The 22,739-nt window shown below is 65.0% G+C and carries 15 protein-coding genes; 7 read left to right on the top strand and 8 right to left on the bottom strand.

From position 1 onward, the window contains the following. Window positions 1–78: 78 nt before the first annotated feature. From holA to ACX80M_RS02110, 3 genes are read right to left on the bottom strand one after another with little or no spacing between them, the layout of a single operon-like run. Window positions 79–1,095: a DNA polymerase III subunit delta gene (gene holA, locus ACX80M_RS02120; protein WP_459308593.1), complete on the bottom strand. Its 1,017-nt coding sequence runs from the start codon at window positions 1,093–1,095 to the stop codon at window positions 79–81. Further along, window positions 1,029–3,038 (bottom strand): ComEC/Rec2 family competence protein, encoded by a 2,010-nt coding sequence (locus tag ACX80M_RS02115; protein ID WP_459308591.1) that lies wholly within the window; start codon window positions 3,036–3,038, stop codon window positions 1,029–1,031. The genes holA and ACX80M_RS02115 overlap by 67 nt, the downstream gene beginning before the upstream one ends. Window position 3,039: 1 nt before the next feature. Beyond that, window positions 3,040–3,930 (bottom strand): ComEA family DNA-binding protein, encoded by an 891-nt coding sequence (locus ACX80M_RS02110; protein WP_252598875.1) that lies wholly within the window; start codon window positions 3,928–3,930, stop codon window positions 3,040–3,042. Window positions 3,931–4,138: 208 nt separating this feature from the next. On the opposite strand from ACX80M_RS02110, the gene ACX80M_RS02105 reads away from it, so the two are divergent. Beyond that, a complete protein-coding gene (locus ACX80M_RS02105) occupies window positions 4,139–4,561 on the top strand; it encodes a YybH family protein (protein WP_252607992.1) in 423 nt (140 codons plus the stop codon). A 16-nt stretch (window positions 4,562–4,577) separates the two neighbouring features. Here the strand turns inward: ACX80M_RS02105 and ACX80M_RS02100 are convergent, their stop codons facing one another. Together ACX80M_RS02100 and leuS are read right to left on the bottom strand one after the other, a co-directional pair. Then, entirely contained in the window at window positions 4,578–5,591 is a 1,014-nt protein-coding gene (locus ACX80M_RS02100) for a DegV family protein (RefSeq protein ID WP_252598877.1), read from the bottom strand. 56 nt (window positions 5,592–5,647) lie between these two features. After that, window positions 5,648–8,173, bottom strand: a complete 2,526-nt coding sequence (leuS, locus tag ACX80M_RS02095) for a leucine--tRNA ligase (RefSeq protein WP_252607993.1) — start codon at window positions 8,171–8,173, stop codon at window positions 5,648–5,650. Between the two features lie 572 nt (window positions 8,174–8,745). Between leuS and ACX80M_RS02090 the strand changes: the two genes are divergently transcribed. From ACX80M_RS02090 to ACX80M_RS02075, 4 genes are read left to right on the top strand one after another with little or no spacing between them, the layout of a single operon-like run. Beyond that, entirely contained in the window at window positions 8,746–11,892 is a 3,147-nt protein-coding gene (locus tag ACX80M_RS02090) for an efflux RND transporter permease subunit (RefSeq protein WP_459308588.1), read from the top strand. Further along, a complete protein-coding gene (locus ACX80M_RS02085; RefSeq protein ID WP_252598880.1) occupies window positions 11,889–12,344 on the top strand; it encodes a hypothetical protein in 456 nt (151 codons plus the stop codon). The genes ACX80M_RS02090 and ACX80M_RS02085 overlap by 4 nt, the downstream gene beginning before the upstream one ends. Window position 12,345: 1 nt before the next feature. Further along, complete coding sequence (locus ACX80M_RS02080) at window positions 12,346–15,489, top strand: efflux RND transporter permease subunit (protein WP_459308586.1); 3,144 nt, start codon at window positions 12,346–12,348, stop codon at window positions 15,487–15,489. 31 nt (window positions 15,490–15,520) lie between these two features. After that, window positions 15,521–16,423: a hypothetical protein gene (locus ACX80M_RS02075; RefSeq protein WP_459308584.1), complete on the top strand. Its 903-nt coding sequence runs from the start codon at window positions 15,521–15,523 to the stop codon at window positions 16,421–16,423. A gap of 116 nt (window positions 16,424–16,539) precedes the next feature. Here the strand turns inward: ACX80M_RS02075 and glpK are convergent, their stop codons facing one another. From glpK to ACX80M_RS02060, 3 genes are all read right to left on the bottom strand, one after another. Further along, window positions 16,540–18,054, bottom strand: a complete 1,515-nt coding sequence (glpK, locus tag ACX80M_RS02070) for a glycerol kinase GlpK (protein WP_104060713.1) — start codon at window positions 18,052–18,054, stop codon at window positions 16,540–16,542. A gap of 45 nt (window positions 18,055–18,099) precedes the next feature. After that, window positions 18,100–18,852 carry an MIP/aquaporin family protein gene (locus ACX80M_RS02065; RefSeq protein ID WP_252598929.1) on the bottom strand — a complete coding sequence of 251 codons (753 nt, stop codon included), beginning with the start codon at window positions 18,850–18,852 and terminating at the stop codon, window positions 18,100–18,102. A gap of 94 nt (window positions 18,853–18,946) precedes the next feature. Then, on the bottom strand, window positions 18,947–20,758 hold the full coding sequence (locus ACX80M_RS02060) for a glycerol-3-phosphate dehydrogenase/oxidase (RefSeq protein ID WP_374209939.1): 1,812 nt from the start codon (window positions 20,756–20,758) through the stop codon (window positions 18,947–18,949). A gap of 124 nt (window positions 20,759–20,882) precedes the next feature. Between ACX80M_RS02060 and ACX80M_RS02055 the strand changes: the two genes are divergently transcribed. Together ACX80M_RS02055 and ACX80M_RS02050 are read left to right on the top strand one after the other, a co-directional pair. Further along, on the top strand, window positions 20,883–21,857 hold the full coding sequence (locus ACX80M_RS02055; RefSeq protein WP_459308581.1) for a sugar-binding transcriptional regulator: 975 nt from the start codon (window positions 20,883–20,885) through the stop codon (window positions 21,855–21,857). 10 nt (window positions 21,858–21,867) lie between these two features. Continuing rightward, entirely contained in the window at window positions 21,868–22,737 is an 870-nt protein-coding gene (locus tag ACX80M_RS02050) for an aldo/keto reductase (RefSeq protein WP_252598884.1), read from the top strand. The last annotated feature ends 2 nt before the right edge of the window (window positions 22,738–22,739 follow it).

Raw genomic sequence — 22,739 nt, 5'->3', positions numbered from 1 at the left:
ATGGGTGCCGGCCACACATCTTTAAGCCGCCAGCGTCTCTGCGCCAGAGCCACCTACCGCAGGCGCGATCAGCTGACGTCAGTGCCCGCGCACAGAGGTTGCGATGACGGTCACCGCATGTTCAACGGCATAGACGGGATCACGCGAAAGGCCCTTGACCTGGGCATCGGCCTCGGCGGTGGCCTGGATGGAGCGGACCAGGCCCTCCGGGGTCCAGCGGCGCACATCGCGCTGGGCCTGCTCCACGAGCCAGGGCTGCATGCCCAGTTCCCGGGCGATCTGCGCCGGGGATCCCTGGGCGCCGGCAACTTTGGCCACCGTCCGCAGCTTGGCTGCCAGCGCGGCAACCAGCGGAACCGGATCAGCCCCGGTGGCCAGCGCGTGGCGAAGGGTGGACAGCGCCACTGGACCGTTTCCGGCCATGGCAGCGTCCGCGACCTTGAAGGCCGTGGCCTCGATCCGGCCACCGTAGTAGCGGTCCACCAACTCCGGGGTCACTGCTCCCGTGGCATCCGCGATCAGCTGGCTGCACGCCGCCGCGAGCTCCGAAAGGTTGGCGCCGACGGCATTAACAAGCGTCTGCACGGCGTCCGAGCTGATCTTGCGTCCGGCGGCCCTGAATTCCGTTGCCACGAAAGTGGCCTTATCCGCATCCTTCTTCAGGGGCTGGCAGTCAACTACCGGCCAACCGCCAGCCTTGACGGCATCGAGGAGCTTCTTGCCGCGGACTCCCCCGGCGTGGCGCAGGACGAGCACCGCATCCGGCTCCGGGCGGGCCAGATAGGTCATTGCGTCGGCCAGGAAGGCATCGTTCATGCCTTCAACGCCTTCGACTTCGATCAGTTTGCGCTCACCGAAGAGTGAGGGGCTGACTTGCATAGCGAGGGTCCCGGCTTCGTACGTTCCGGCCATGAGGCGGCTGACTTCCACGTCGGGAAACGCCGTCCGCACCTGGGCGCGGACGTGGTCCATGGCACGGATGCCGAGGTATTCCTCCGGTCCGCCCACCAGGACGATTTCGGCAGGCGTCACGTCCCGCCAGGTGGCCGTGTTGGACGCCGGAGTCCTGGTAAGTGTGGTCTGGGCTGCGGCCATGGTGGATTCCTCCCGGAAATTCTGGTGCAGTGTCTAAGCCTGCCACGGTGGGCCGCCGCCACCAAGCCGGGGCCACGCTGGCCTGGCCCGCGCCGGTCCGGCAAGCACCGCGCCGGCCAGAGCCGGGACACCGTGGCCCCCAGCTGCCGTTCCAGAAAGTCCAGCATCGATTCCGTCCGGGCGTGTAGTGCCAGGACCCAGGGCAACACTTGACGCGGCCGGATAGTCAGCCACACACCGGCGAAGGTCAGCAGGGAGAGCAGCACCATGGTCAGGAGTCCGAACGGGCCCTCGGGCCAGGGCAGCGCAGCACCCGGCAATCCTGCCGTGATCCGTGCGGTTCCTGCCACTCCGGCGCTGAAAGTGCCTGCCGCGGCGATCAGGACGGTGGCCAGCCACGGCGCGGCAACCACCAGCGGGACGGCTGCCGTTCCCAGCAATGTCACCGGTGCTACCAGCGGGGCTGCCATCAGGTTTGCAAGCAGCGAGTACGTGGAAAACTGGGGCTGCAGGAGCACAACCACCGGGCCGCACAGCAACTGCGCGGAGAGCGGGACGGCCCAGGCGGCGGCTGCCCAGCGTGGAATCACTGCCGGGGTCCAGTCAATCATCCGTCGGCCCAGGACGATGATGCCCAGGGTCGCGAGTACCGACAAGAGGAACCCAATGCTGGTACCGAGGCCGGGGTCGATCAGGAGCAGGCCCAACACCGCGAGGCAGAGGAAACTGAGTCCGCGGCCCGTCCGGCCACCTGCCAGCGATGCCACGGCAATTGAACCCATCAGCGCGGCGCGCAGCACGCTGGCATCCGGGCCCACGAGCACCACAAACATTGCCAGGCCGGTCAGCGCCAGTCCTGCCGCGGGGAGCCGGGGCAGGCGCAGGCTGCGTGCAGCGATCAGCAGTGCACCCAGGACCAGGCTGCAGTTGGCTCCGCTGACCGCGGTCAGGTGGGTCATTCCCACCGTTTTCATCGCGGCATTGAGCCCTTCGTCCAGGGCGCTGGTATCTCCGGTAACCATGCCCGGGAGGAGGCCGGCCGGATCGGCGACAAGGAAGGACGCAGCGGAGACATACCGGACGCGCAGGTCCTTCGCGACCAGCTGCCAGCCCGGGGCGCTGGCATCATCGACTGCGGCGCTGCTGCCGGTCCCGGAACCGGCACGGGGTGGCAGGGAGGCTGACAGGACAGCGGTTTCCTGCTGGCCTGCGTCCGGTGTCTTCAGCTTGCCGGCGGTCCGGACCACCTGGCCGGGCACCAGGTCCCCCCAGCCCTTGCCGCCCATGACCACCACCGGGGCACGGGTGCGGATGACCCGGCTGCTGACGGTGACCTGCTCCGTCTGCGCCGTTACCGACCACCGTTCGGGCGGCCCCGAAGTTCCCGGGACCGTCATGGCCCGCGGCGATCCGGTGACTTCCAGGATGGCCACCACAGAGTTGCCGGCGGCTACAGCTTCGGCAAGCGGCCCGTCGTGGCGTTGCGACGAGGAGACGGCCGAATGGGCAGCGGCGGTCGCGGCCAGCAGCAAGGCAACCGCGGTGGTCATAAGAAAGCTCCGCCGGCCTGCCACCAGCGCCCGGCCGCGTGAGGCCCGGATCAACAGGCACGTGGCCACCAGCACCAAGCCGCAACAGAGCCCCACCAGCGCCACAGGGCTAAGCCAGACGCCGGCGACGGCGGCACTCCAGACGAGGAGGGCGGGCAGGGCCAGCCTGACGTCGGTGCGCCGGCGCGGCGCGGCCGTTGCTGCACTCGATGGCTCCTGGCCCCGGAGTTTCGTCCCGACGCGTTCACCCAGCCTGCGGACCTTCAGCCCCGCGGCCTGGACCCCGGCGGACGTAGTCATGGCGGGCGTATCCACGGGTGCCGGTGCCGCGGGAGCTCCCTGGCCCTGCACGGCCGAGTCAACAAAGCGGCTCCACGGGCTGCGCCTGGCCATCTCAGACGCCTACCAAGGGAAGGAGTGTCTCGAGCATCTTTGGACCCACGCCGTCCACGGCGTCGAGCTCCTCGGTCGATGTGAACGGGCCGTGTTCCTTGCGCCAGTCCACGATCCGCTGCGCCAGCACGGGCCCAACCTTCGGCAGGGCGTCCAGTTCTTCGACGCCTGCTGTGTTGAGGTTGACCTTTCCTCCTTCTGACGCGGTCCCACCGCCGTCAGTCTCCTCCCCCGGTCCCCCGAGTGGACCGGACGAACCGGCGGGGATTTCTTCGCCGGCCTGGGGAACGTAGAGCTTCTGACCGTCCGCCAGCACGGCAGCAAGGTTGAGGCGGTTCAGGTCTGCTGTAGGCGTGCCTCCGCCTGCCGCGGCGACTGCTTCGTGAACCCGGCTGCCAGCGGGCAACTGAACAATCCCCGGCACAGCGATGGCCCCGGCCACATGGATAATGACCGTGCCGGATTGTGGACTTTCCGAGGGCAGTTCGGGCGGCCCGGCCCCGTGGGGCTCCGGGCCTTCGGTTCCTTCCCGAGCAGGCATGCTGCCCTGAGCGGAGACGTCACTGAGTGGCCTGACTTCTGGCTGACCGGCGGCTACTTGTGCCCAGAACCAGACGCTGCCAAGCACCGCGAGTGCGGCGATGAGCAGGGCGACCCGCAGGCCCACCCGCCATCTCAGCGCCGGTCCTGTCCTGCCTGTTCCGGCAGCGGACTCATCAGCAGCCCCCGAAGCGGCGTCGTCACCGGATAGGTAAGTACCGCCGTCGTACTCAAAGACCTTTTCGCCACTGCCGGTGAGCAGAAGCCCCGGGCCGGCTCCGAGCGTGGACTGCAGCCGGTCCCGGGCATGCCGGGCCCCCTGGCGTGCTGCTCCAGCGTCCCGGCGTGACATGCTCCCAACGCTAGGGAAGCAGGGCCGCGGGTGACAGTCCCGGCTACACCTATGTGGAAACTGCTAGGTGTATAACCGCCGGGAAGGTCCAGCTTCGGGACTCGAGCCGCCGCCCCGCTGGAAGATTCAGGAGGCCAGTGACCGGCGGGGCATGAAGCCGCTAAGATTCGCTTACCGTAGAAGCCCTATGAGTTAGTTGGTGGGACCAATGCAGCTTGACGAGGTCATCGACCAGTTTCATCAGGCGCTAAATCAGTTTGCTAAAGGCAACCCGGAACCCGTCAAGGCCATTTTCTCCCACAGCAGAGATGTCTCCCTTGCTAATCCCTGGGGCCCTCCGGTGGTCGGCTGGGAGCGAGTATCAGGGGCCCTCGATTCGGCGGCGGCACGATTCAAATCTGGACGCGTCATGGCTTTTGATGCCCTCACCAAGCACGTCACAACCGATCTCGCCTGCTTCCTGGACATAGAACACTGGCAGGCCAAGGTGGGAGGAGCCGACAAAATATCAGCATTTGAGCTACGGGTTACGAGCATCTATCGCCTCGAAGGCGACACCTGGGCACTCGTGCACCGGCATGCAGACCCGATCACCACACCGCAGCCCCCGGACGCCGTCTTGAGAAAATGACAGCCGGGAAACGCACCTATAGCGAAACTGCGGGGAGTTCCGGCTCCGGGGCTGCCGGGCCGTCCTCGCCCACGATCACCGCGAGCACGCCGAGCCCGGCGTGGGCTGCCAGGACGGCGGGCAGGGAGCTGATCTGGGCCGGCGGACAGCTTGGCAAGGCGGCAGACAGCCTGGCTGCCAGCGCTTCTGCCTCGACCGGATTCCCGAAGTGGTGGACGGCGAGGCGGGCCTGGCCGTGGGGGCGCGATGCGGCGTCCGCGGCGGCCAGTTCCTCGAGGCGGGCAACAGCTTTGGCTGCTGATCTGACCTTTTCCAGCGGCACGATCTTGCCGTCGTCGACGGCCAGGATGGGTTTGATGGCGAACATGGTCCCCAGCAGCGAGGCGGCCGCGCCGATCCGCCCGCCCCGGCGGAGCTGTTCCAGGCTGGGCACGTAGAAATAGACCTTGGTCCGCGCGAACTGCGCCGCCGCCGCGGCGGCTACGGCTGCGGTGTCGCTGCCTGCCGCGGCTGCTGCCACCGCGGCCTGCACGCCCATGCCCAGTGCCATGCCCACGGTGCAAGAGTCGAGGACTTCCACGGGGATGGTCACCCGGGTGGCCGCGAGCCGCGCCGCGTCCGCCGTTCCGGACAAGCCGCCGGAAATGTGGATGGAGACCACGCCCTCGTAGCCCAGCCGTTCGGCGGCCAGGAAGGCTTGTTCAAACTGTCCCGGTGACGGGCGGGACGTCTTGACCGACGTGCCGCTGGCGAGTGCCAGCGCAATGGTTTCGGTGATGTCGTCTTCGCCCTCACCGTAAATTTCCGCGCCAACCATAACGGGCATCGCGATGACAGTCAGGCGCCCGTCCCCTGCACAGGCATGCACCCAGTCGGCCGGCAGTGCAGCGGCAGAATCCGTCACCACCGCGGTACGGACGACGACGGCGGGCGGGGTGGAGGGTACTGGCACACCGGCGCGCGGTGCGGGACGGAGGGCAGCCAGACGCTCCCGGAGCCAGAGCCACGCGGCGGCGTCACGGTCGGGCAAGAGCGCCTCCTGGTTTAGGGCCGGCCGCCGGTTGGCCCGGCGGCCGGTGTCCCGGACTAGGCCGGGACGATGTTGACCAGTTTAGGCGCTCGCACGATCACGGTGCGGATGCCGCGGCCGTCGAGCGCGCGCTGGACGTTTTCGCTGGCCAGCGCCAGTTCCCGCAGTTCGTCCTGGCCGATCCCGGGCGAGACTTCAAGGCGGTCACGGACCTTGCCCTGGACCTGGACCACCGCGGTGACGGTCTCCTGGACCAGCAGCGCTTCGTCGTACATCGGCCAGCCGGCGTTCGCCACGGACGCGGGGTGACCCAGGACGTTCCACATGTCTTCCGCGGTGTACGGCGCGAAGAGGCTCAGGATGACGGCAACGGCTTCCGCTGCCTCGCGGACGGCGGGATCGGCCCCGCCGGCGCCGGCATCTATAGCCTTGCGGGTCGCATTGACCAGCTCCATCAGCTTGGCCACCACCACGTTGAACTTGTTGGTGTCCAACAGCGCGGCGGCGTCGGCGATGGTGCGGTGCGTGACGGAACGCAACGCGCGGCCACCGGCGGTAACGTCGGCACCGGGCTCGCTGGTGACGTCCTGCGCCAGGCGCCAGGCACGGGCCAGGAACTTTGCGGAGCCCGACGGCGAAACGTCCGCCCAGTCGACGTCGTCCTCCGGCGGGGAGGCGAAGATCATGGTCAGGCGCACGGCGTCCACGCCGAACTTGTCCAGCTGCTCGCTGAGGTCAACGCCGTTGCCCAGCGACTTGCTCATGGCCTTGCCCCCGTTGAGGACCTGGCCCTGGTTCAGGAGCGCGCTGAAGGGCTCGTCGGCGTCGATCATGCCGAGGTCGTGGATGACCTTGGTGAAGAAGCGGGCGTACAGCAGGTGCAGGATGGCGTGCTCCACGCCGCCCACGTACTGGCCGACCGGCATCCACTCGTTGATCTTTGCCGGGTCGAATGGCCCCTCGGTGTACTGCGGGGAAACAAACCGCAGGAAGTACCAGGACGAATCCACGAAGGTGTCCATGGTGTCAGTATCGCGCTTTGCCGGCCCGTGGCAGTTGGGGCAGTCAACGTTGACCCAGGCCTCGGCGGCGGCCAGGGGGGACGTACCCTTCGGGGACAGGTCCTCGCCGCGCAGGTCCGCCGGCAGCCTGACAGGCAGCTGCTCGTCGGGAACCGGAACCTCGCCGCAGGCAGGGCAGTGGATGATTGGGATGGGCGTGCCCCAGAAACGCTGGCGGCTCAGCAGCCAGTCGCGCAGGCGGAAGTTGACGAATTTCTCCCCGGTGCCCTGCTGTTCCAGGATGTCGATGGCAGCCGGGATGGCTTCGGCCTTCGGCAGCCCATCGAGGACGCCCGAGTTGATCAGGGTGCCCTCGCCCGAAGTGGCCTTGCCGGACACAGTGGGATCCTCTTCACCGGTATCCAGCACGGCGCGGACAGGCAGGTCGAACGTCTTGGCGAAGTCGAGGTCGCGCTGGTCGTGTGCCGGGACGGCCATGATGGCGCCGGTGCCGTAGTCGGCCAGGACGTAGTCAGCGGCCCAGACCGGAAGTTTTTCGCCGTTCAGCGGGTTGACGGCGTAGCGGCCGGTGAAGACACCGGTCTTTTCGCGTTCGGTGGACTGGCGTTCGATCTCGGTGAGTGCCTTGACCTGTTCGCGGTAGGCGTCCAAGGCGGCGGCGTGCTCCTCGGTGACGAGTTCGACGGCGATCGGCGCGTCGGCTGCGACAACAAAGAACGTGGCGCCGTACAGCGTGTCCGGGCGGGTGGTGAAGACGGTGACGTCCTTGGCGGGCTTGCCGCCGACGGCCTCGATCACAAAGTTGACGTGGGCACCTTCGGAGCGGCCGATCCAGTTCTTCTGCATCGCCAGAACCCGCTCGGGCCAGTGGCCGCGCAGCTCGTCCATGTCATCGAGCAGCCGGTCAGCGTACTCGGTGATCTTGAAGTACCACTGGTTCAGGGACTTCTTGGTGACGGGGGTGCCGCAGCGTTCGCAGGCACCGTTGACCACCTGTTCGTTGGCCAGGACGGTCTGGTCCTTGGGGCACCAGTTGACCGGGGAGTCCTTGCGGTACGCCAGGCCCTTCTCGTAGAAGCGCTTGAACAGCCACTGGGTCCAGCGGTAGTACTCGGGGTCCGAGGTGTGGACCCGACGGGACCAGTCCGCGGAGATCGCGTAACGCTTGAAGGACGCCGCCTGGGTGTCGATGTTGGCGTAGGTCCACTCGCTCGGGTGGGCGTTGCGCTTGATGGCGGCGTTTTCCGCCGGCAGCCCGAAGGAGTCCCAGCCGATCGGGTGCAGGACGTCGAAGCCCTTTTGCCGCAGGTAGCGGGCCACAACATCACCCATGGCAAAGGCCTCGGCGTGGCCCATGTGCAGGTCACCCGAGGGGTACGGGAACATGTCCAGCACGTAGCGGCGTTCGCGGGAACCATCATCCACAGGCGTGAAAACCTTAAGGTCTTCCCACACCTGCGGCCATTTGGCCTCCATCGCCGCGAAGCTGTAGGCACCCTCTTCGGGTGTTTCCGCCGCCACTGCTGCTGTTCCGGTCTCTGTCTCCGGCTGAACGCTCACTGCTGCCCTCTTCTGTTCTGTTGTGGCATCGGTGCTGCCACAACGGTCTGATCCCCTCTGCTGCCGGCCCGGAAACATGCCCGGACACACAAAAGCCCCTCTCCATGGAGGGGCAGCCGCACGGCAATCCGGTTGTTTCCGGACACCGGGCGGCTAGCTAAGCAGAAGGATCGCACGCATAGGACTACTTTAGCCTACCCACTGCAGGTGGGCAGGCCTAGGTTAAGGGAAAGCCAGTCCGGGCCGGGCGCAGGGGCGCGTGGCCAGTGCCGGCACCGTCGAAGTGGACAGTGCCGCCGGGCCCTTTGGGTAACCCAGATCTCTTCGCCAAAGAGAACCCTGTAGCGGGGTGGCTCAAGGGGGTAGGTTCTACCCTTGCCAACCCAGCGCAATCGGTCCACAGTATTGTCAAGTCTGTGGGGAAACTAGACGGTCTCAGGTCGAGGAGCCTGACATGTATTCTTGGCGTTTATGTCCCGCACAACGTTGTGATGGACTGAAAATTCCGTCCATCACCTCTGCGAAGAAGTAGCGAGGGACTAGTCGTGTTTGGCTGGGTTACCCGGTTCAGCATGCAGTTCCGAATCTTGGTTCTCGCCCTCGCGGCGGGCCTTATTACTTTTGGCATCGTAAACGTTCCACATATGGCCGTGGACACCATGCCGGAGTTCGCCCCAGCACAGGTAGAGATCCAGACTGAGGCCCTAGGGCTCTCCGCGGTTGAAGTTGAGCAGCTTATTACCGCACCGATGGAAGCAGACCTCCTCAACGGCGTGGCCTGGCTGGACGAGATCCGCTCGAAATCCGTCCCGGGGCTGTCGTCCATCGAACTGGTCTTCGAGCCCGGCACGGACCTCCTGCGCGCACGCCAGTTGGTCGCGGAACGGATGACGCAGGCGCACGCGCTGCCTAACGTCTCATCGCCGCCGCTGATCATGCAGCCCATGTCCTCCACCAGCCGCGTGGTGATGGTCAGGATGAACTCCAAGGAGCTCTCCGGCATTGAGATGTCGGTCCTGGCCAGATGGAAAATCAAGCCGCGGCTGATCGGTATCCCGGGCGTGGCGAACGTGTCCATCTGGGGCCAGCGCGAACAGCAGCTGCAGGTTGAGGTCACTCCGACGCAGCTGCGCGACAAAGGCATTACCCTTGAGCAGCTAATTAAGACCACAGGCAACGCGGTCTGGGTTTCGCCGTTGAGCTTCCTGGAGGCTTCGACGCCCGGGACCGGCGGTTTCGTGGAGTCGCCCAACCAGCGCCTTGGCATCCAGCACGTCCTTCCCATCCGCACGCCGGCCGACCTGGCCAAGGTCAGCGTGGAGGACACGGACCCGCAGTTGCTTCTGGGCGACATTGCCCAGGTCAAGGAAGACCACCAGCCGCTGATCGGTGACGCCGTTGGGGCGGACGCCGGCCTGATGCTGGTGATCGAGAAGTTCCCCGGCGTCAGCGCCCTGGAGGTCACCCGTCGTGTTGAGGCGGCCCTCAAGGACATGGAGCCGGGCCTCACGGGCGTCCAGATCGATACTTCTGTCTTCAGGCCTGCGACCGGTGTTCAGGACTCCGTCAACAGCCTCGGCCTGGCGCTCCTGATCAGCCTGCTGATTGCGGTAGCACTGTTTTGGCTGCTGTTCCGGTCCTGGCGGGTCGCCGTGATCGCACTCGTGGCCATCGCCACTACCGTCACGACGGCGGCGGTGGTGCTGTTCGCCCAAAACGCAACACTTAACATCACCGTCCTGATAGGAGTTCTGCTCGGCACGTCCGTGATCGTGGGCGACATCGTGGAAGACGTTCAGGCCCACCGACGACAGCGCGCCGTCCGCGAGGCGACGGACGCCGAGGCTACCCCGAGGTCGCGCAGCAGCTACATCGTCCGCGGGGTCCGCACGCCGCTGTTCCACGCATCGCTGATGATGGTGGTCGTCCTCGTTCCGACCCTCTTCGTGACTGGAGTAGGCGGCTCGTTTCTTTCGCCGCTTTTCTGGTCGTTGGCGCTGACGCTGGCCGCCGCCCTGATCGTAGGCTTGTCCGTCACACCGGTACTGGCGTATTTCCTCCTCCCGTCCAAGACCGCGACCGACCGGGAACTTCCCGCCGTCGGACGGGGAAAGGCGTACTACGACCGCGCACTGGGCGGGGTCAACTCCCGGAAGCCCCTGGCGATTGTGGCCATCGTGGTCGTGGGGATCCTTGGCGTCGCTGCCGGCTCGCAACTGGCAGGAAACCGGCCGCTCGTTCCCACCATGCCCGACCGGACCCTGTTGGTGCAGTGGGACACCATGGCCGGGACGTCCAATGACGAAGTCCGGCGGATCGCTGCCCTGGCCTCCGATGAACTCAGGGCCCTCCCGGGGGTTTCGGGCGTCGGCGGTCACGTGGGACGCGCCATCTCTGCGGATCAGGTGGTTGGCAACAGCTCTGCTGAGCTGTGGGTGTCGATCGCACGGGACGCCAACTTCGGCGAAACGGAGCGGGCGGTACGGGACGTGGTCCAGGGCTACCCGGGCATCGCGCACAACGTGCTGAACTACTCCCAACAGACCGTCGGCGACATGCGCTCCAGCCTGGAGCCGGGATTCGCGGTCCGCGTCTACGGAACGGAAATGCCGGTGCTCCGTGAAAAGGCAGAAGAGGTCCGCCAGGCCCTCCAGAAGATTGACGGTGTTAACAACCCGACCATCGACGCTGCCGCCATGACCGCGATCGTAGAGGTCCAGGTCAATCTCGAGGCTGCCCAAAAGTTCGGCATCAAGCCCGGTGACGCGAGGCGCGCCGCTGCGACACTGATGCAGGGCATCGTCGTCGGGAACCTCTTTGAGGAGCAGAAGGTGTTCGAAGTGGTTGTTCGCGGCGCGGTTGGCGTCCGGGATGACCTGACCAGCATCCGTGAGCTGCTCCTTGACGCTCCTAATGGCGGCCACGTCCAACTGGGCCAGGTCGCCGACGTTCGCATGGTCCCCAGCGAAGTTGTTATCCAGCACGATGCCACCTCGCGGCGGATCGACGTCGTGGCTGACGTCAGCGGACGCCCGCTGGCAGATATCCAGCGGGACATCGAGGCGGCCATCCAACAAATCCAGTTCCCGCTCGAACACCACGCCGAGATCCCCACGAAATACAGCCAGCTGCAGGCCGCAGACACCCTGGTTCATGGACTCGGAATGGCGGCCATCCTGGCTGTGCTGCTTCTGCTTCAGACTGCACTGCGGAGCTGGAAGCTTGCCCTCGCCGTCTTCCTGACGCTTCCCGCCGCGATGGCGGGAGCAGCGGTCGCCGCATGGATCGGGGCGGAGTCCCTGTCCTGGCTGTCGCTGACGGCGTTTGCGGCCGTGGTGGCCATCGCTGCACGTAATGCGGCGCTCCTGTCCGCGCGTGTTGACGAACTCTGGCGGGAGTCCGAACAGATGTCACGCACTGACCTGGTCATGACGGCGGCCCGGGACCGGATATCGCCGATCCTGAAATCCGCCCTCATTACGTTCCTCGTGCTGATACCGCCCGCCATCCTCGGCGGCGCGGTAGGCCAGACCCTGATCGTGCCCATGCTGCTGATCCTAGCCGGCGGGCTCGTGACCACAACGCTCGTGGGGATCTTTGTGCTCCCGCTGCTCACACTCTGGTTCGGTCCCCGCACCGAGCCGGAAGAGTGGTCAGAGGTCTACGAATCGGAAGTTCCAGTCACCCCTGTTATGCCGGAAAAGGTGGAAGTATCATGACCAGCAAATGGACCCTGCGGCGCCTGCCAGTGGCGGCCGCTGCCTGCGCAGCACTGCTGTTTTCACTGCCCGCCTGTGCTCAACCCTCAGCCATGGCAGAAACCGCATCTGAAGCGGCTGCCAAGGTGGAAAAGAATGCCACCACCGGCATAGCACGCATCACCCTGAGCGAGCGGGCCATTGAACGGCTGGAGCTGCTCACCGACACGGTCAAGCCGGGTCCGGGGGACGCAGGCGTCCTGTTCCCATACGCAGCGCTGCTGTACGACGCGGAGGGGAAGACCTGGGTCTACATCAACCCCGAGCCACGGGTGTACGAGCGCCAGCCCGTCACGGTGACCAAAATCGAAGCGGGCGCGGTCACAGCCAGTGTCGGCCCAGCTGTTGGAACGCCTGTGGTAACAGTAGCCGCGGCTGAGTTGTTCGGCGCAGAGTTCGTTACGGGCAAATGACATGCGCCGGATAGTCGCGGCAAGCCTAAGGTTCAGATCGATCATCATCGCGATGGCGGCGGCGCTGCTGATGGTAGGCGGCGCCCAGCTCAGCAGTGCCTCGGTGGACGTGTTCCCTGAATTCGCGCCGCCGAAAGTGGAGGTCCAGACAGCCTGCCTGGGACTTACCGCCGCTGAGGTGGAAGAACTCGTTTCGGTTCCCATGGAAGAAGCCTTCAACGGCATCGACGGCCTCCACCACATGCGGTCCAAGTCGGTACCGCAGCTGTCCTCGATTGTGATGGAATTTGAGAACGGCACGGATCTGCTCACTGCCCGACAGTTGGTGTCCGAGCGGATGGCGACGGTCATTCCGACGCTGCCCACCTGGGCGGCGCCGCCGATCATGCTGCAGCCCCTGTCCTCCACCAGCCGGGTCATGAAGATCGGGCTGTCCTCGGACACCCGGTCCCTGATCGAGATGTCAATGATTTCCTACTGGAACATCAGGGCCCATCTGCTCCGCGTTCCCGGCGTGGCAAACGTGGCAATCTGGGGCGAACGTCTCCAGATGCTTCAAGTCCAGGCTGACCCGGCCAAGCTGGCCGCAAACAAGGTCAGCCTGGAAACCGTCATGAGCACCACCGCCAATGCCCTCGACGCCGGCCTGCTCCAGTATTCCACCGGTGCCGTGATCGGCACCGGAGGTTCCCTGGACACACCCAGCCAGACAATTGGGGTCAGGCACGTCCAACCCATCACCACACCTGCGGACCTCGCGAAGGTGGCACTGGAGGATCGTGAGGGGCAGCCCCCGCTCCAGCTGGGCGACGTGGCCAATGTGGTGGAGGACCACCAGCAGCTGATCGGTGACGCCGTCATTAACGGCGGACCGGGTCTGATGCTGATCGTGGAAAAACTGCCTTGGGGCAACACCCTCGAAGTGACAAAGGGGGTGGAAGAGGCCATGAAACAACTCGAGCCCGGCCTGACCGGAATCGCTGTGGACACGGCCATCTTCCGGCCTGCAACCTTCATTGAGGAATCCCTCGACAACCTGGGCGTAGCCCTGCTGCTCGGATGCCTGCTGGTCATCCTGGTATTGAGTGTCTTCCTCTTCCAGTGGCGGACGGCATTGGTCAGCGTCCTGGCCATCCCGTTGTCACTGGTGGCGGCGGCCCTCGTGTTGTATTGGACCGGCGGCACGATCAATACCATGGTGCTTGCGGGGTTGGTGATTGCCGTCGGGGTGGTGGTGGACGATGCCATCATCGACGTCGAGAACATCGTCAGACGGCTCCGGCACCACCGGGCCAGTGGCGCCACCGGAAGCACCGCCAGGGTGGTGGTCAACGCCTCGCTTGAGGTCCGCGGACCGATTGTGTACGCCACGCTGATCATCGTCGCCGCCACGGTTCCGATCTTCTTCCTGGACGGGCTGACAGGGGCGTTTTTCCGGCCGCTGGCCACCTCCTACACGCTCGCGGTGATCGCGTCCATGGTCGTGGCGCTGACCGTCACGCCGGCAATGGCGTACATCGTCCTGCGAAATGCCAAACTGGAGGACCGGGATCCGCCCGTGGTCAGGGTCCTGAAGCGCTGGTACGCCAACGCGCTCCGGCCCATTGTCCGCCGTCCTGTCCCCGGCTACCTGACACTGGCCGCCGTCGGGATGGTCGGCATTGTGGCGGCGCCGCTGCTGGGCCAATCGTTGCTCCCGGAATTCAAGGAGCGTGATTTCCTGATGCACTGGCTCACGCAGCCGGGCACGTCAAACGCCGAGGAAGTCCGCGTCAGTGAGCTGGCCTGCAGGGAACTCATGACGATCCCCGGCGTGAACAACTGTGGGGCCCACACCGGACAGGCATTCAATGCCGATGAGGTGGTGGGCGTCTACTTCGGTGAGAACTGGATCAGCGTCGACCCCGGGGTGGATTATGACCAAACCCTGGCAGCAGTGGCGGCGGTCGTGGACGGCTATCCCGGAATCCAACGGGACGTGCAGACGTACCTCAAGGAACGCATTCGCGAGGTACTCACCGGAACCGGCTACGCCGTCGTCGTCCGTGTGTACGGCGACGACCTTGCGACGCTGCGCCAGGAGGCTGACAAGATCAAAACCATTCTGGGCGGCATTGACGGAGCCATCGGCGCGAAGGTTGCCCTCCAGGCCAACATTCCGCAGATCGATGTGGAAGTGAACCTGGAAGCGGCGAACCGCTACGGGCTGAAGCCGGGCGATGTGCGGCGTGCCGCGGCGACCTTCGTTGCCGGTGAAGAGGTAGGCGACATTTACCGGGACGGGAAGGCCTACGACGTCCAGGTGTGGAGCCCGCCGGAGGCCCGGACGAGTGTCACGAACATTGAGAACCTTCCCCTCGATACGCCGAGCGGGGTCAAGATCCGGATGGCTGATGTCGCCACGATTTCGGTCAAGCCCACGCCCAACGTCATTGAGCGTTCGGAGGGATCCAGGCGCATCGACGTCAGTGCCAACGTCAAGGAAGGTGATCTGGCGAAGGTCGTGGAGAAGCTCAATTCCGATATGGAATCTGTTCAGTTCCCGGTGGGCTACAGCGCGGTTGTCCTCGGCGAATACGCCGAACGCCAGGCCGCATCCCAACGTCTGCTGCTCTACTCCATTGGCGCGGTCATCGTCGTCTTCCTTCTACTGCAGGCTGCTTTCAAGAGTTGGCGGCTGGCCACCCTGGCCATCCTGACCCTGCCGGTGGCTCTCGTGGGCGGAGTGATCGCCGCACACCTCAGCGGCGGAATCCTGTCCCTCGGTTCGCTGGTTGGCTTCCTGACGCTCATGGGGCTCGCGGCACGCAATGGCATCCTGCTCATCAACCACTGCCAGCATCTGGAGCAGGTCGAGGGCATGGCCTTCGGACCCGCGCTGGTGCTTCGGGGGGCTGCAGAGCGGTTGTCGCCGATCCTTATGACCACGCTGGCCACTGCCCTGGCCTTGGTTCCGCTCGTGGTAATGGGTAACATCCCGGGCCACGAGATCGAACATCCCATGGCGGTGGTGATCCTAGGCGGGCTGGTCACGTCGACGATGGTCAACCTGTTCATCGTCCCGTCGCTGTACCTGCGTTTCGCCAAAGGCGTCCGCGGCCGCCGGCACGGGGCACACGAGCTGGAACCCGCGCCTGCGGTCTAGCAGATCCCCACGAGTATGAAAGGCACGTGAGATGGCTTTTCGAGCACATCGGTTCACGGCATACGGGTCCGCATTGCTGCTGGCCTTCGGATCGCTGACAGTGGTGTCGGCACCCACAGCGGGTGCCGCGCCGCCGGCCCCGGAACTCTGCGGGCCCGGCTCCGCGATCAACTTTGACCGTTCGGATTTCCAGGCTTCCCCGCGGATCGATAACAAATGGTTCCCGCTCAAGCCTGGCATGCAGTACACGACGACGGGGACCGTGACCTCTGCCGAAGGGACCAGCACACGCACTGTCGTCCATACAGTCACCGGGCTGACCAAGGTAATTGACGGCGTCAAGACCCGTGTCCTGTGGGACCGCGACTACTCGGACGGCGAACTGGTGGAATCCGAACTGGCCTTCTTTGCGCAGACTGGAAAGGGAACGGTCTGGCTATTCGGCGAATATCCGGAGGAATACGAAAACGGCGAGTTCGCTGGTGCGCCCAGCACTTTCATCAGCGGGCTTGCCAAGGCCCAGGCCGGCATCGCCATGCAGGCCAGGCCCCGGACCGGCACGCCGGACTATGTCCAGGCCTATGCACCCAAGGTTGACTTCCTTGACTGCGGGACAGTTTTCAAGAAGCACCAGCGCGTTTGCGTCCCGACTGGCTGCTACGACGATGTACTGGTGATCGATGAATACAACCCGCTGGAACCGCCTGAGGCAGGCCACCAGCGGAAGTTCTACTCATCCGGAACAGGGCTAGTGAAAGTCACCGCCGTCGGCGGTCCCGACCAGGAATTCATGGACCTCGTGAAAGGGAAGAAGCTGGGCGCCGCGCAGTTCGCGGCCGTCAACACCCAAGCGCTGGAACTGGATGAGCGGGCATACTCAGTCAGCAGAAGCGTCTATGCGAAGACACCGCCGGCTGAACTCGACGGACCCTGACCACCGTGCTGGCGAGGGTTGGTGACCGGGGGTCCTGACCCGCACAAGACCAGGGAGGGCGGCACTCCTCGGGCCGCCCTCCCTGTTCGTTGCTGTCCGGAGACGGTTCGGAGTGCCTAGCGGACGTCCTCGTCGACCCAATCCATGGACTTCGTCACGGCCTTCCTCCACAGGCGCAGCTGCCGGTCCTGCTCGGCCTGGTCCAGTTTCGGTTCCCACCTCTTGTCCTCGGACCAGTTGGACGAGAGTTCGCCGAGGTCCTTCCAGAAGCCGACGGCGAGGCCGGCTGCGTAGGCGGCGCCCAGTGCGGTGGTTTCCACTACCTTCGGCCGGATCACCGGAACGCCCAGGATGTCCGCCTGGAACTGCATCAGCGCGTCGTTGGCAACCATGCCGCCGTCGACCTTCAGTTCAGTGAGCGGAACGCCGGAATCCGCGTTGACCGCGTCCAGCACCTCGCGGGTCTGGAAGGCTGTGGCCTCCAGCGCCGCCCGGGCGATGTGGTTCTTGTTGACGAACCGGGTCAGGCCCACGATGGCGCCGCGGGCATCCGAACGCCAGTACGGGGCGAAGAGCCCCGAGAAGGCCGGAACGATGTAGACGCCGCCGTTGTCCTCAACGGCCGCCGCCAGCGTTTCCACCTCCGGCGCGCTGCTGATCATGCCCAAATTGTCCCGGAGCCACTGAATCAGGGAACCGGTGACCGCGATGGAGCCTTCCAGCGCATAGTGCGTTGGGGCATCGCCGAGCTTGTACCCGACCGTGGTGAGCAGACCGTTCTTCGAGTGAACAATCTCCTCGCCGGTATTGAAGATCAGGAAGCAGCCGGTGCCGTACGTGTTCTTGGCTTCACCAGCCTCGAACGCCGCCTGCCCGAACGTGGCGGCCTGCTGGTCACCCAGGATGCCTGAAACCGGAACTTCGCGCAGCAGCTGAGAGGTGTGCACGGTGCCGTAGACCTCCGAGGAGGACTTGATGGCCGGCATCATGCTCAGCGGCACTCCGAAGATGCCCAGGATCTCCTCGTCCCAGGTCAGGGTCTCCAGGTCCATGAACAACGTGCGGGAGGCGTTGGTGACGTCCGTGACGTGCACGCCGCCGTCCACCCCGCCCGTCAGGTTCCAGAGGACCCAGGCGTCGGTGTTGCCGAAGACGAGGTCGCCGGCTTCCGCTTTGGCCCGGGCGCCGTCAACGTTGTCCAGGATCCACTTGATCTTTGTCCCTGAGAAATACGTGGCCAGCGGCAGCCCCACCTTCTGCTTGAACCGCTCCGGGCCGCCGTCCTTGGCCAGCTCATCCACGATGTCCTGGGTCCGTGTGTCCTGCCAGACAATCGCGTTATAGACGGCCTCGCCGGTGGTCTTGTCCCAGACAACCGCTGTCTCGCGCTGGTTGGTAATTCCGACGGCGGCAATATCGTGCCGGGTCAGGTTCGCCTTGGAGAGGGCGGACGCGATCACTTCGCGGGTGTTGTTCCAGATCTCAGCAGGGTTGTGCTCCACCCAGCCCGCCTGCGGGAAGATCTGCTCGTGCTCCATCTGGCCCGAGGAAACGATGTTGCCGCTGTGGTCAAAGATGATGGCGCGGGAGCTGGTGGTGCCCTGGTCAATGGCGATGACGTATTGGTTCATGGTGACGTCCTTGTCTGTATTTTTGTGTGTGTTTGAAAATGGTTACTAGCCGGCGACGGCAGGCATGATCGCGGGAACCCAGAACGCCACCAGGCCGGCAAGGCTACCGCCGACCAATGGCCCTACGACGGGGATCCAGGAGTAGGCCCAGTCACTGGAACCCTTGCCCTTGATGGGCAGGATGGCGTGGGCGATGCGGGGCCCGAGGTCGCGGGCCGGATTAATGGCATAACCCGTGGGTCCACCCAGGGATACGCCGATGCCCACCACGAGCAGTGCCACCGCCAGCGGCCCCAGGCCCGAGGGCGTCCCGCCGAACGTCAGGATAACGAATACAAGGACAAACGTGCCGATGATCTCCGTGATCAGGTTCCAGGGCGTGGAGCGGATGGCCGGACCGGTGGAAAACGTCGCCAGCTTGTTGGCTTCCACGGGTTCGGCATCGAAGTGCTGCTTGTATGCGACCCAGCAAAGGACAGCACCCAGGAAGGCGCCGAGCAGTTCGCCACCGAAGTAGGTGAACGTGGACGCGACATCCACCGGGACGTCCGGAGCATACTCCTTGCCGCCCTTAACCAGTAGGCCCAGCGTGACGGCCGGATTGAGGTGGGCGCCGGATTTGGCGGCAACGAAAACACCCGCGAAGACGGCGATCCCCCACCCCCAGGTCACCATCAGGAACCCGCCGCTGTTGCCTTTTGTGCCCTTCAGGGCAACGTTGGCCACGACGCCGCAACCCAGCAGGGTGAGCATCGCCGTTCCGAAGACTTCGGAAAGAAAAACAATTCCAAGAGACATCATTGACTCCTCTATTTTCTATTGTGCGGTCCTTCGCGGGTTGAAGGACCGTTGAACCGGAGCGCTTTGACGCCCCGGCTGCAGCCTGGTCTGCCTAGGCGACCAGGCTGTGGATCTGTACGCGGTGGAATCGCTCCAGTACTTCCCGCGCATGCTTGATCTCGTCGGTCTTGGCTGTGGCATCCCAGCCCAGCGGGGCGGACAGGACGTCCGCAACCTCGACAAGAAGTTCTCCGGTGACAAGTCCACGGAAGGCGAGCGACGTACGCCTGATCAGGACATCGATGAGGTGCCCGATCTGCTCGTTCCGGGCCATAAACTCCAGCTCACGGACGCTGAGTTCACGGGTGGAACGGAGCAACCTGTCCGGGCCGGCATCAAGGTAGCGGATCACGTCGTCAGCCCTCGTGCCGTAGCGGGTCAGCAGGACGGCGGAGCGGTCCGCGTCCCGGCCGGCACCCATATGAGCCTTGATCCATTTCTGGACTCCGGCGTCATCCTCGGGGAAGCCGGCGCCGCCTCCGATGGCGAGTTTCGCCGTCGAGACCTTCCGTTCCATCCTCAGCTCGGCAAGCACATCATTTGCCATGTGCTCGGCCAGAGCCCGGAAAGTGGTCCACTTACCGCCCACCAGGCTGAGTACGACGGCGGTTCCTGCGCCGGGTGCCCCGGCAGCCGGGGTGCGCCGTTCAATCCGGTAGTCGCGCGAGACAAACCCCGGCTGGGTGGCGTCGTGGCGTGGCAGCGGGCGGACACCGGAGAACGTGTAGACGATCTGGTCACGCTGCACGGTGATGTCCGGGAAGACGTGGCCGATCAGGTTGAAGAAGTACTCGATCTCCTCATCCGTGCACACTGCGTCCTGCGTCATGTCGGCAAGGACGTCAGTGGTTCCCACCAGGACCCGGTCGCCCATGGGATAGATGAGGACGATCCGGCCGTCCGTGTGCTCAAAGAAGATCTCCCGGCCTTTGCAGGCCTCGAGCAGGACCGGGTGGTCCAGCACAATGTGCGATCCCTTCGTGCCGCCCATAAAGGCCGACGCCGCCCCCATGGCTTCGTTGGTCAGGTCCACCCAGGCGCCGGTGGTGTTGACGATGACGTCCGCGGTGAAATCAAACAGCTCGCCAGTCAGTTCGTCGCGGAGCTGGACCGTGGTGCCGGACTGTGCGGCAGCCCCGCCGAGCGAATGGAGTGCGAGGTAGTTGCTCGCCCGTGCTGTTGAGCTTTCCGGTCCGCCGCTGCCTTGCCCCGCTTTTTCGCCGTCCTGGAGCACATCGAGCGTAAGGCGCTCGGGGTTGTGGACCGAGGCGTCGAAATAGGTGGCTGCGTATTTGATGCCGGGATGCAGCTGCGGCAGCTCGGCGAGGGCACGCTTGCGTCCGCGGAACTGGTGGCGCTGCACGGAGCCGCCGTCCCGGGAGAACGAGTCGTACATACTCAGGCCCAGTTTGATCAGGAAGGCGCCGCGCTCTTTGGGCTTGCCCTGCTGCTTGTGCGTGAGGAACCGCAACGGTGCGGACAGGACGCCGGAAAAAGTGCTGAAGATCGGGATGGTGGTCTGGAGGGGCTTCACATAATGCGGCGCGATCCGCAGGAGGCGGTTGCGTTCCACCACGGATTCGCGGACGAGGCGGAATTCCCCGTTTTCCAGGTAACGGATGCCGCCGTGAATCATATGGGAGGACGCGCCGCTGGCACCCTGGCAGTAATCGCCACGCTCCACCAGGGCCACGTCCACTCCCTGCAGGGCGAGGTCCCGGAAGGTTCCCACGCCGTTGATGCCACCGCCGATGATCAACACCTTGGCGTGCGGACGATTCCGCAGACCCTGCACCGATACGCGCGGCACGGTGCTGTGGGCGGGCGTGGCTCCGCTGTGGCCGAATGTATGTTTGAGTCCCAACACTGCTCCTTGGGTTTATTGGCGTGCGGGCATCCGCCGGATGCACCGTCGTTCTTCAACTATTGTTTGGAGTAATGGAAAATGGAGTCAAGCACTATGCACAAACGTGCAGAATGGAGTCCGAATGACGCTCTCCCGGCACTCAGATGCGCTTCGGGCTGCACAGATGTATTACCTCCAGGACCTGACGATGGACGCGATCGCCCGGGAATTGCGGACATCCCGGTCCACTGTTTCGAGGCTTCTGTCGGCGGCCAGGGACACTGGACTGGTCCAGATCCAGATCCGCAACCCCCTTGATACGGGCCCCGAACTCGAAAGCATGATCCGGCGCGAGTACAACGTGGACGTGCACGTTGTTCCGGTGCTGGAGTCCTTGAACGAGGTGGAAACACTGGACCGCGTGGCCATGCAGGCTGCACGCACCATCGGCCCGCTGGTGGATTCCAATGCGATCATTGGCATCGCGTGGGGTTCCACGCTCAGCGCGGTCAGCAGGCACCTCACCCGCAAGATCACCCATGACACCGTTGTGGTGCAGCTGAACGGCGCCGGAAACATGCACACCACCGGTATCACCTACGCCAGTGACATCATGCGCCGCTTCGGAAGCGCCTACGGAGCCCGGGTGGAACAGTTCCCCGTTCCGGCGTTCTTTGACCACGCCGCCACCAAGACCGCCATGTGGAATGAGCGCAGCGTGCAGCGGATCCTGAACCTGCAGGCCAGGATGAGCATCGCAGTCTTCGGCGTCGGATCCGTGGACGCGGACTACCCCAGCCACGTCTACGCGGGTGGGTACCTGGACGAAAGCGACCTCAAGGTGCTGGCCCATTCAGATGTGGTGGGTGACGTCGCCACGGTGTTTTTCCGGCGTGACGGATCCTCTGACGGCATCGTCCTGAACGAACGCTCCACCGGTCCGGCGCTCTCCCAGCTGCGCCAGGTCCGGCGTCGAATCTGCGTGGTCTCCGGGGCATCGAAGATCAACGGTCTGCGCGGTGCCCTCTCCGCCGGCCTCGCCACCGACCTGATCTTGGATGAAGCCACCGCGCGCCGCCTGGTGGGCTTTGGCGGTGCCGCCCGGCCCAATGGGTAAAGTCAATGCTATGAAAACCTCACCCCGCCTCAGCCTCAACAACGGCGTGCTGATTGACCAGTTGGGATTCGGGCTGTACAAAGTTCCGGCAGCGGAAACATCCGGCCTGGTGGCCACGGCCCTCGGCACCGGATACCGCCACTTTGACACGGCAGCGATGTACGGCAACGAAACCGGCGTGGCGCGGGGGCTCGGCCCCGCCATGGATTCCGAAGGCAGAAGCGGCGGCTCCGGGGAATCCTCGCCCGGCCTGCGGCGCGAGGACGTATTCATCACCACGAAGGTCTGGAACGATGACCAGGGGTACGACTCAACCCTCCGTGCCTTCGATACCTCCATGGTCAACCTCGGCCTGGACTACGTGGACATGTACCTGATCCACTGGCCCTGCGCCAAGCGGGATCTGTTCACCGACACATACCGCGCCCTCGAAACGTTGTACCGCGAAGGCAAAGTCCGGGCCATCGGCGTCTGCAACTTCCAGCCCACGCACCTGGACCGGCTGCTCGAGAGCGCCGAAGTGGTGCCCGCCGTGAACCAGATTGAACTGCACCCGTGGCTCCAGCAGGCGGAGCTGAGGGACAAGCACCACGCCCTGGGCATCCGGACGGAAGCCTGGAGCCCCCTGGGGCGCGGGCACGTGCTGGCGGATCCCGTGGTGCTTGCCCTGGCCGCCGAACATGGCCGGACTCCTGCCCAGATCATCCTCCGGTGGCATGTCCAGCTGGGAAACATCGCCATCCCCAAGGCAAGCTCCGAGGCCCGGATCCGGGAAAACCTGGACGTCTTCGGCTTTGACCTGTCAGACCGCGACATGGCAGCCCTTGCCGAGCTTGACCGCGGTCAGCGCACCGGGTCCCACCCCGACAACGTCAACTAGGA

This window comes from Pseudarthrobacter sp. MDT1-22 (genome assembly GCF_054511035.1).
The sequence above is the reverse complement of the archived record's forward strand: the minus strand, read 5'-3'. Positions and strand labels throughout refer to the sequence as shown.

Excerpts from the sequence above, each read along its gene's own strand:
- holA (WP_459308593.1), bottom strand. The coding sequence starts at position 1,095 with ATGGCCGCAGCCCAGACCACACTTACCAGGACTCCGGCGTCCAACACG.
- ACX80M_RS02050 (WP_252598884.1), top strand. The coding sequence starts at position 21,868 with ATGAAAACCTCACCCCGCCTCAGCCTCAACAACGGCGTGCTGATTGAC.
- ACX80M_RS02080 (WP_459308586.1), top strand. The coding sequence starts at position 12,346 with ATGCGCCGGATAGTCGCGGCAAGCCTAAGGTTCAGATCGATCATCATC.
- ACX80M_RS02085 (WP_252598880.1), top strand. The coding sequence starts at position 11,889 with ATGACCAGCAAATGGACCCTGCGGCGCCTGCCAGTGGCGGCCGCTGCC.
- ACX80M_RS02075 (WP_459308584.1), top strand. The coding sequence starts at position 15,521 with ATGGCTTTTCGAGCACATCGGTTCACGGCATACGGGTCCGCATTGCTG.
- ACX80M_RS02055 (WP_459308581.1), top strand. The coding sequence starts at position 20,883 with ATGACGCTCTCCCGGCACTCAGATGCGCTTCGGGCTGCACAGATGTAT.
- ACX80M_RS02115 (WP_459308591.1), bottom strand. The coding sequence starts at position 3,038 with ATGGCCAGGCGCAGCCCGTGGAGCCGCTTTGTTGACTCGGCCGTGCAG.
- glpK (WP_104060713.1), bottom strand. The coding sequence starts at position 18,054 with ATGAACCAATACGTCATCGCCATTGACCAGGGCACCACCAGCTCCCGC.
- ACX80M_RS02090 (WP_459308588.1), top strand. The coding sequence starts at position 8,746 with ATGCAGTTCCGAATCTTGGTTCTCGCCCTCGCGGCGGGCCTTATTACT.
- ACX80M_RS02110 (WP_252598875.1), bottom strand. The coding sequence starts at position 3,930 with ATGTCACGCCGGGACGCTGGAGCAGCACGCCAGGGGGCCCGGCATGCC.
- ACX80M_RS02105 (WP_252607992.1), top strand. The coding sequence starts at position 4,139 with ATGCAGCTTGACGAGGTCATCGACCAGTTTCATCAGGCGCTAAATCAG.
- ACX80M_RS02065 (WP_252598929.1), bottom strand. The coding sequence starts at position 18,852 with ATGTCTCTTGGAATTGTTTTTCTTTCCGAAGTCTTCGGAACGGCGATG.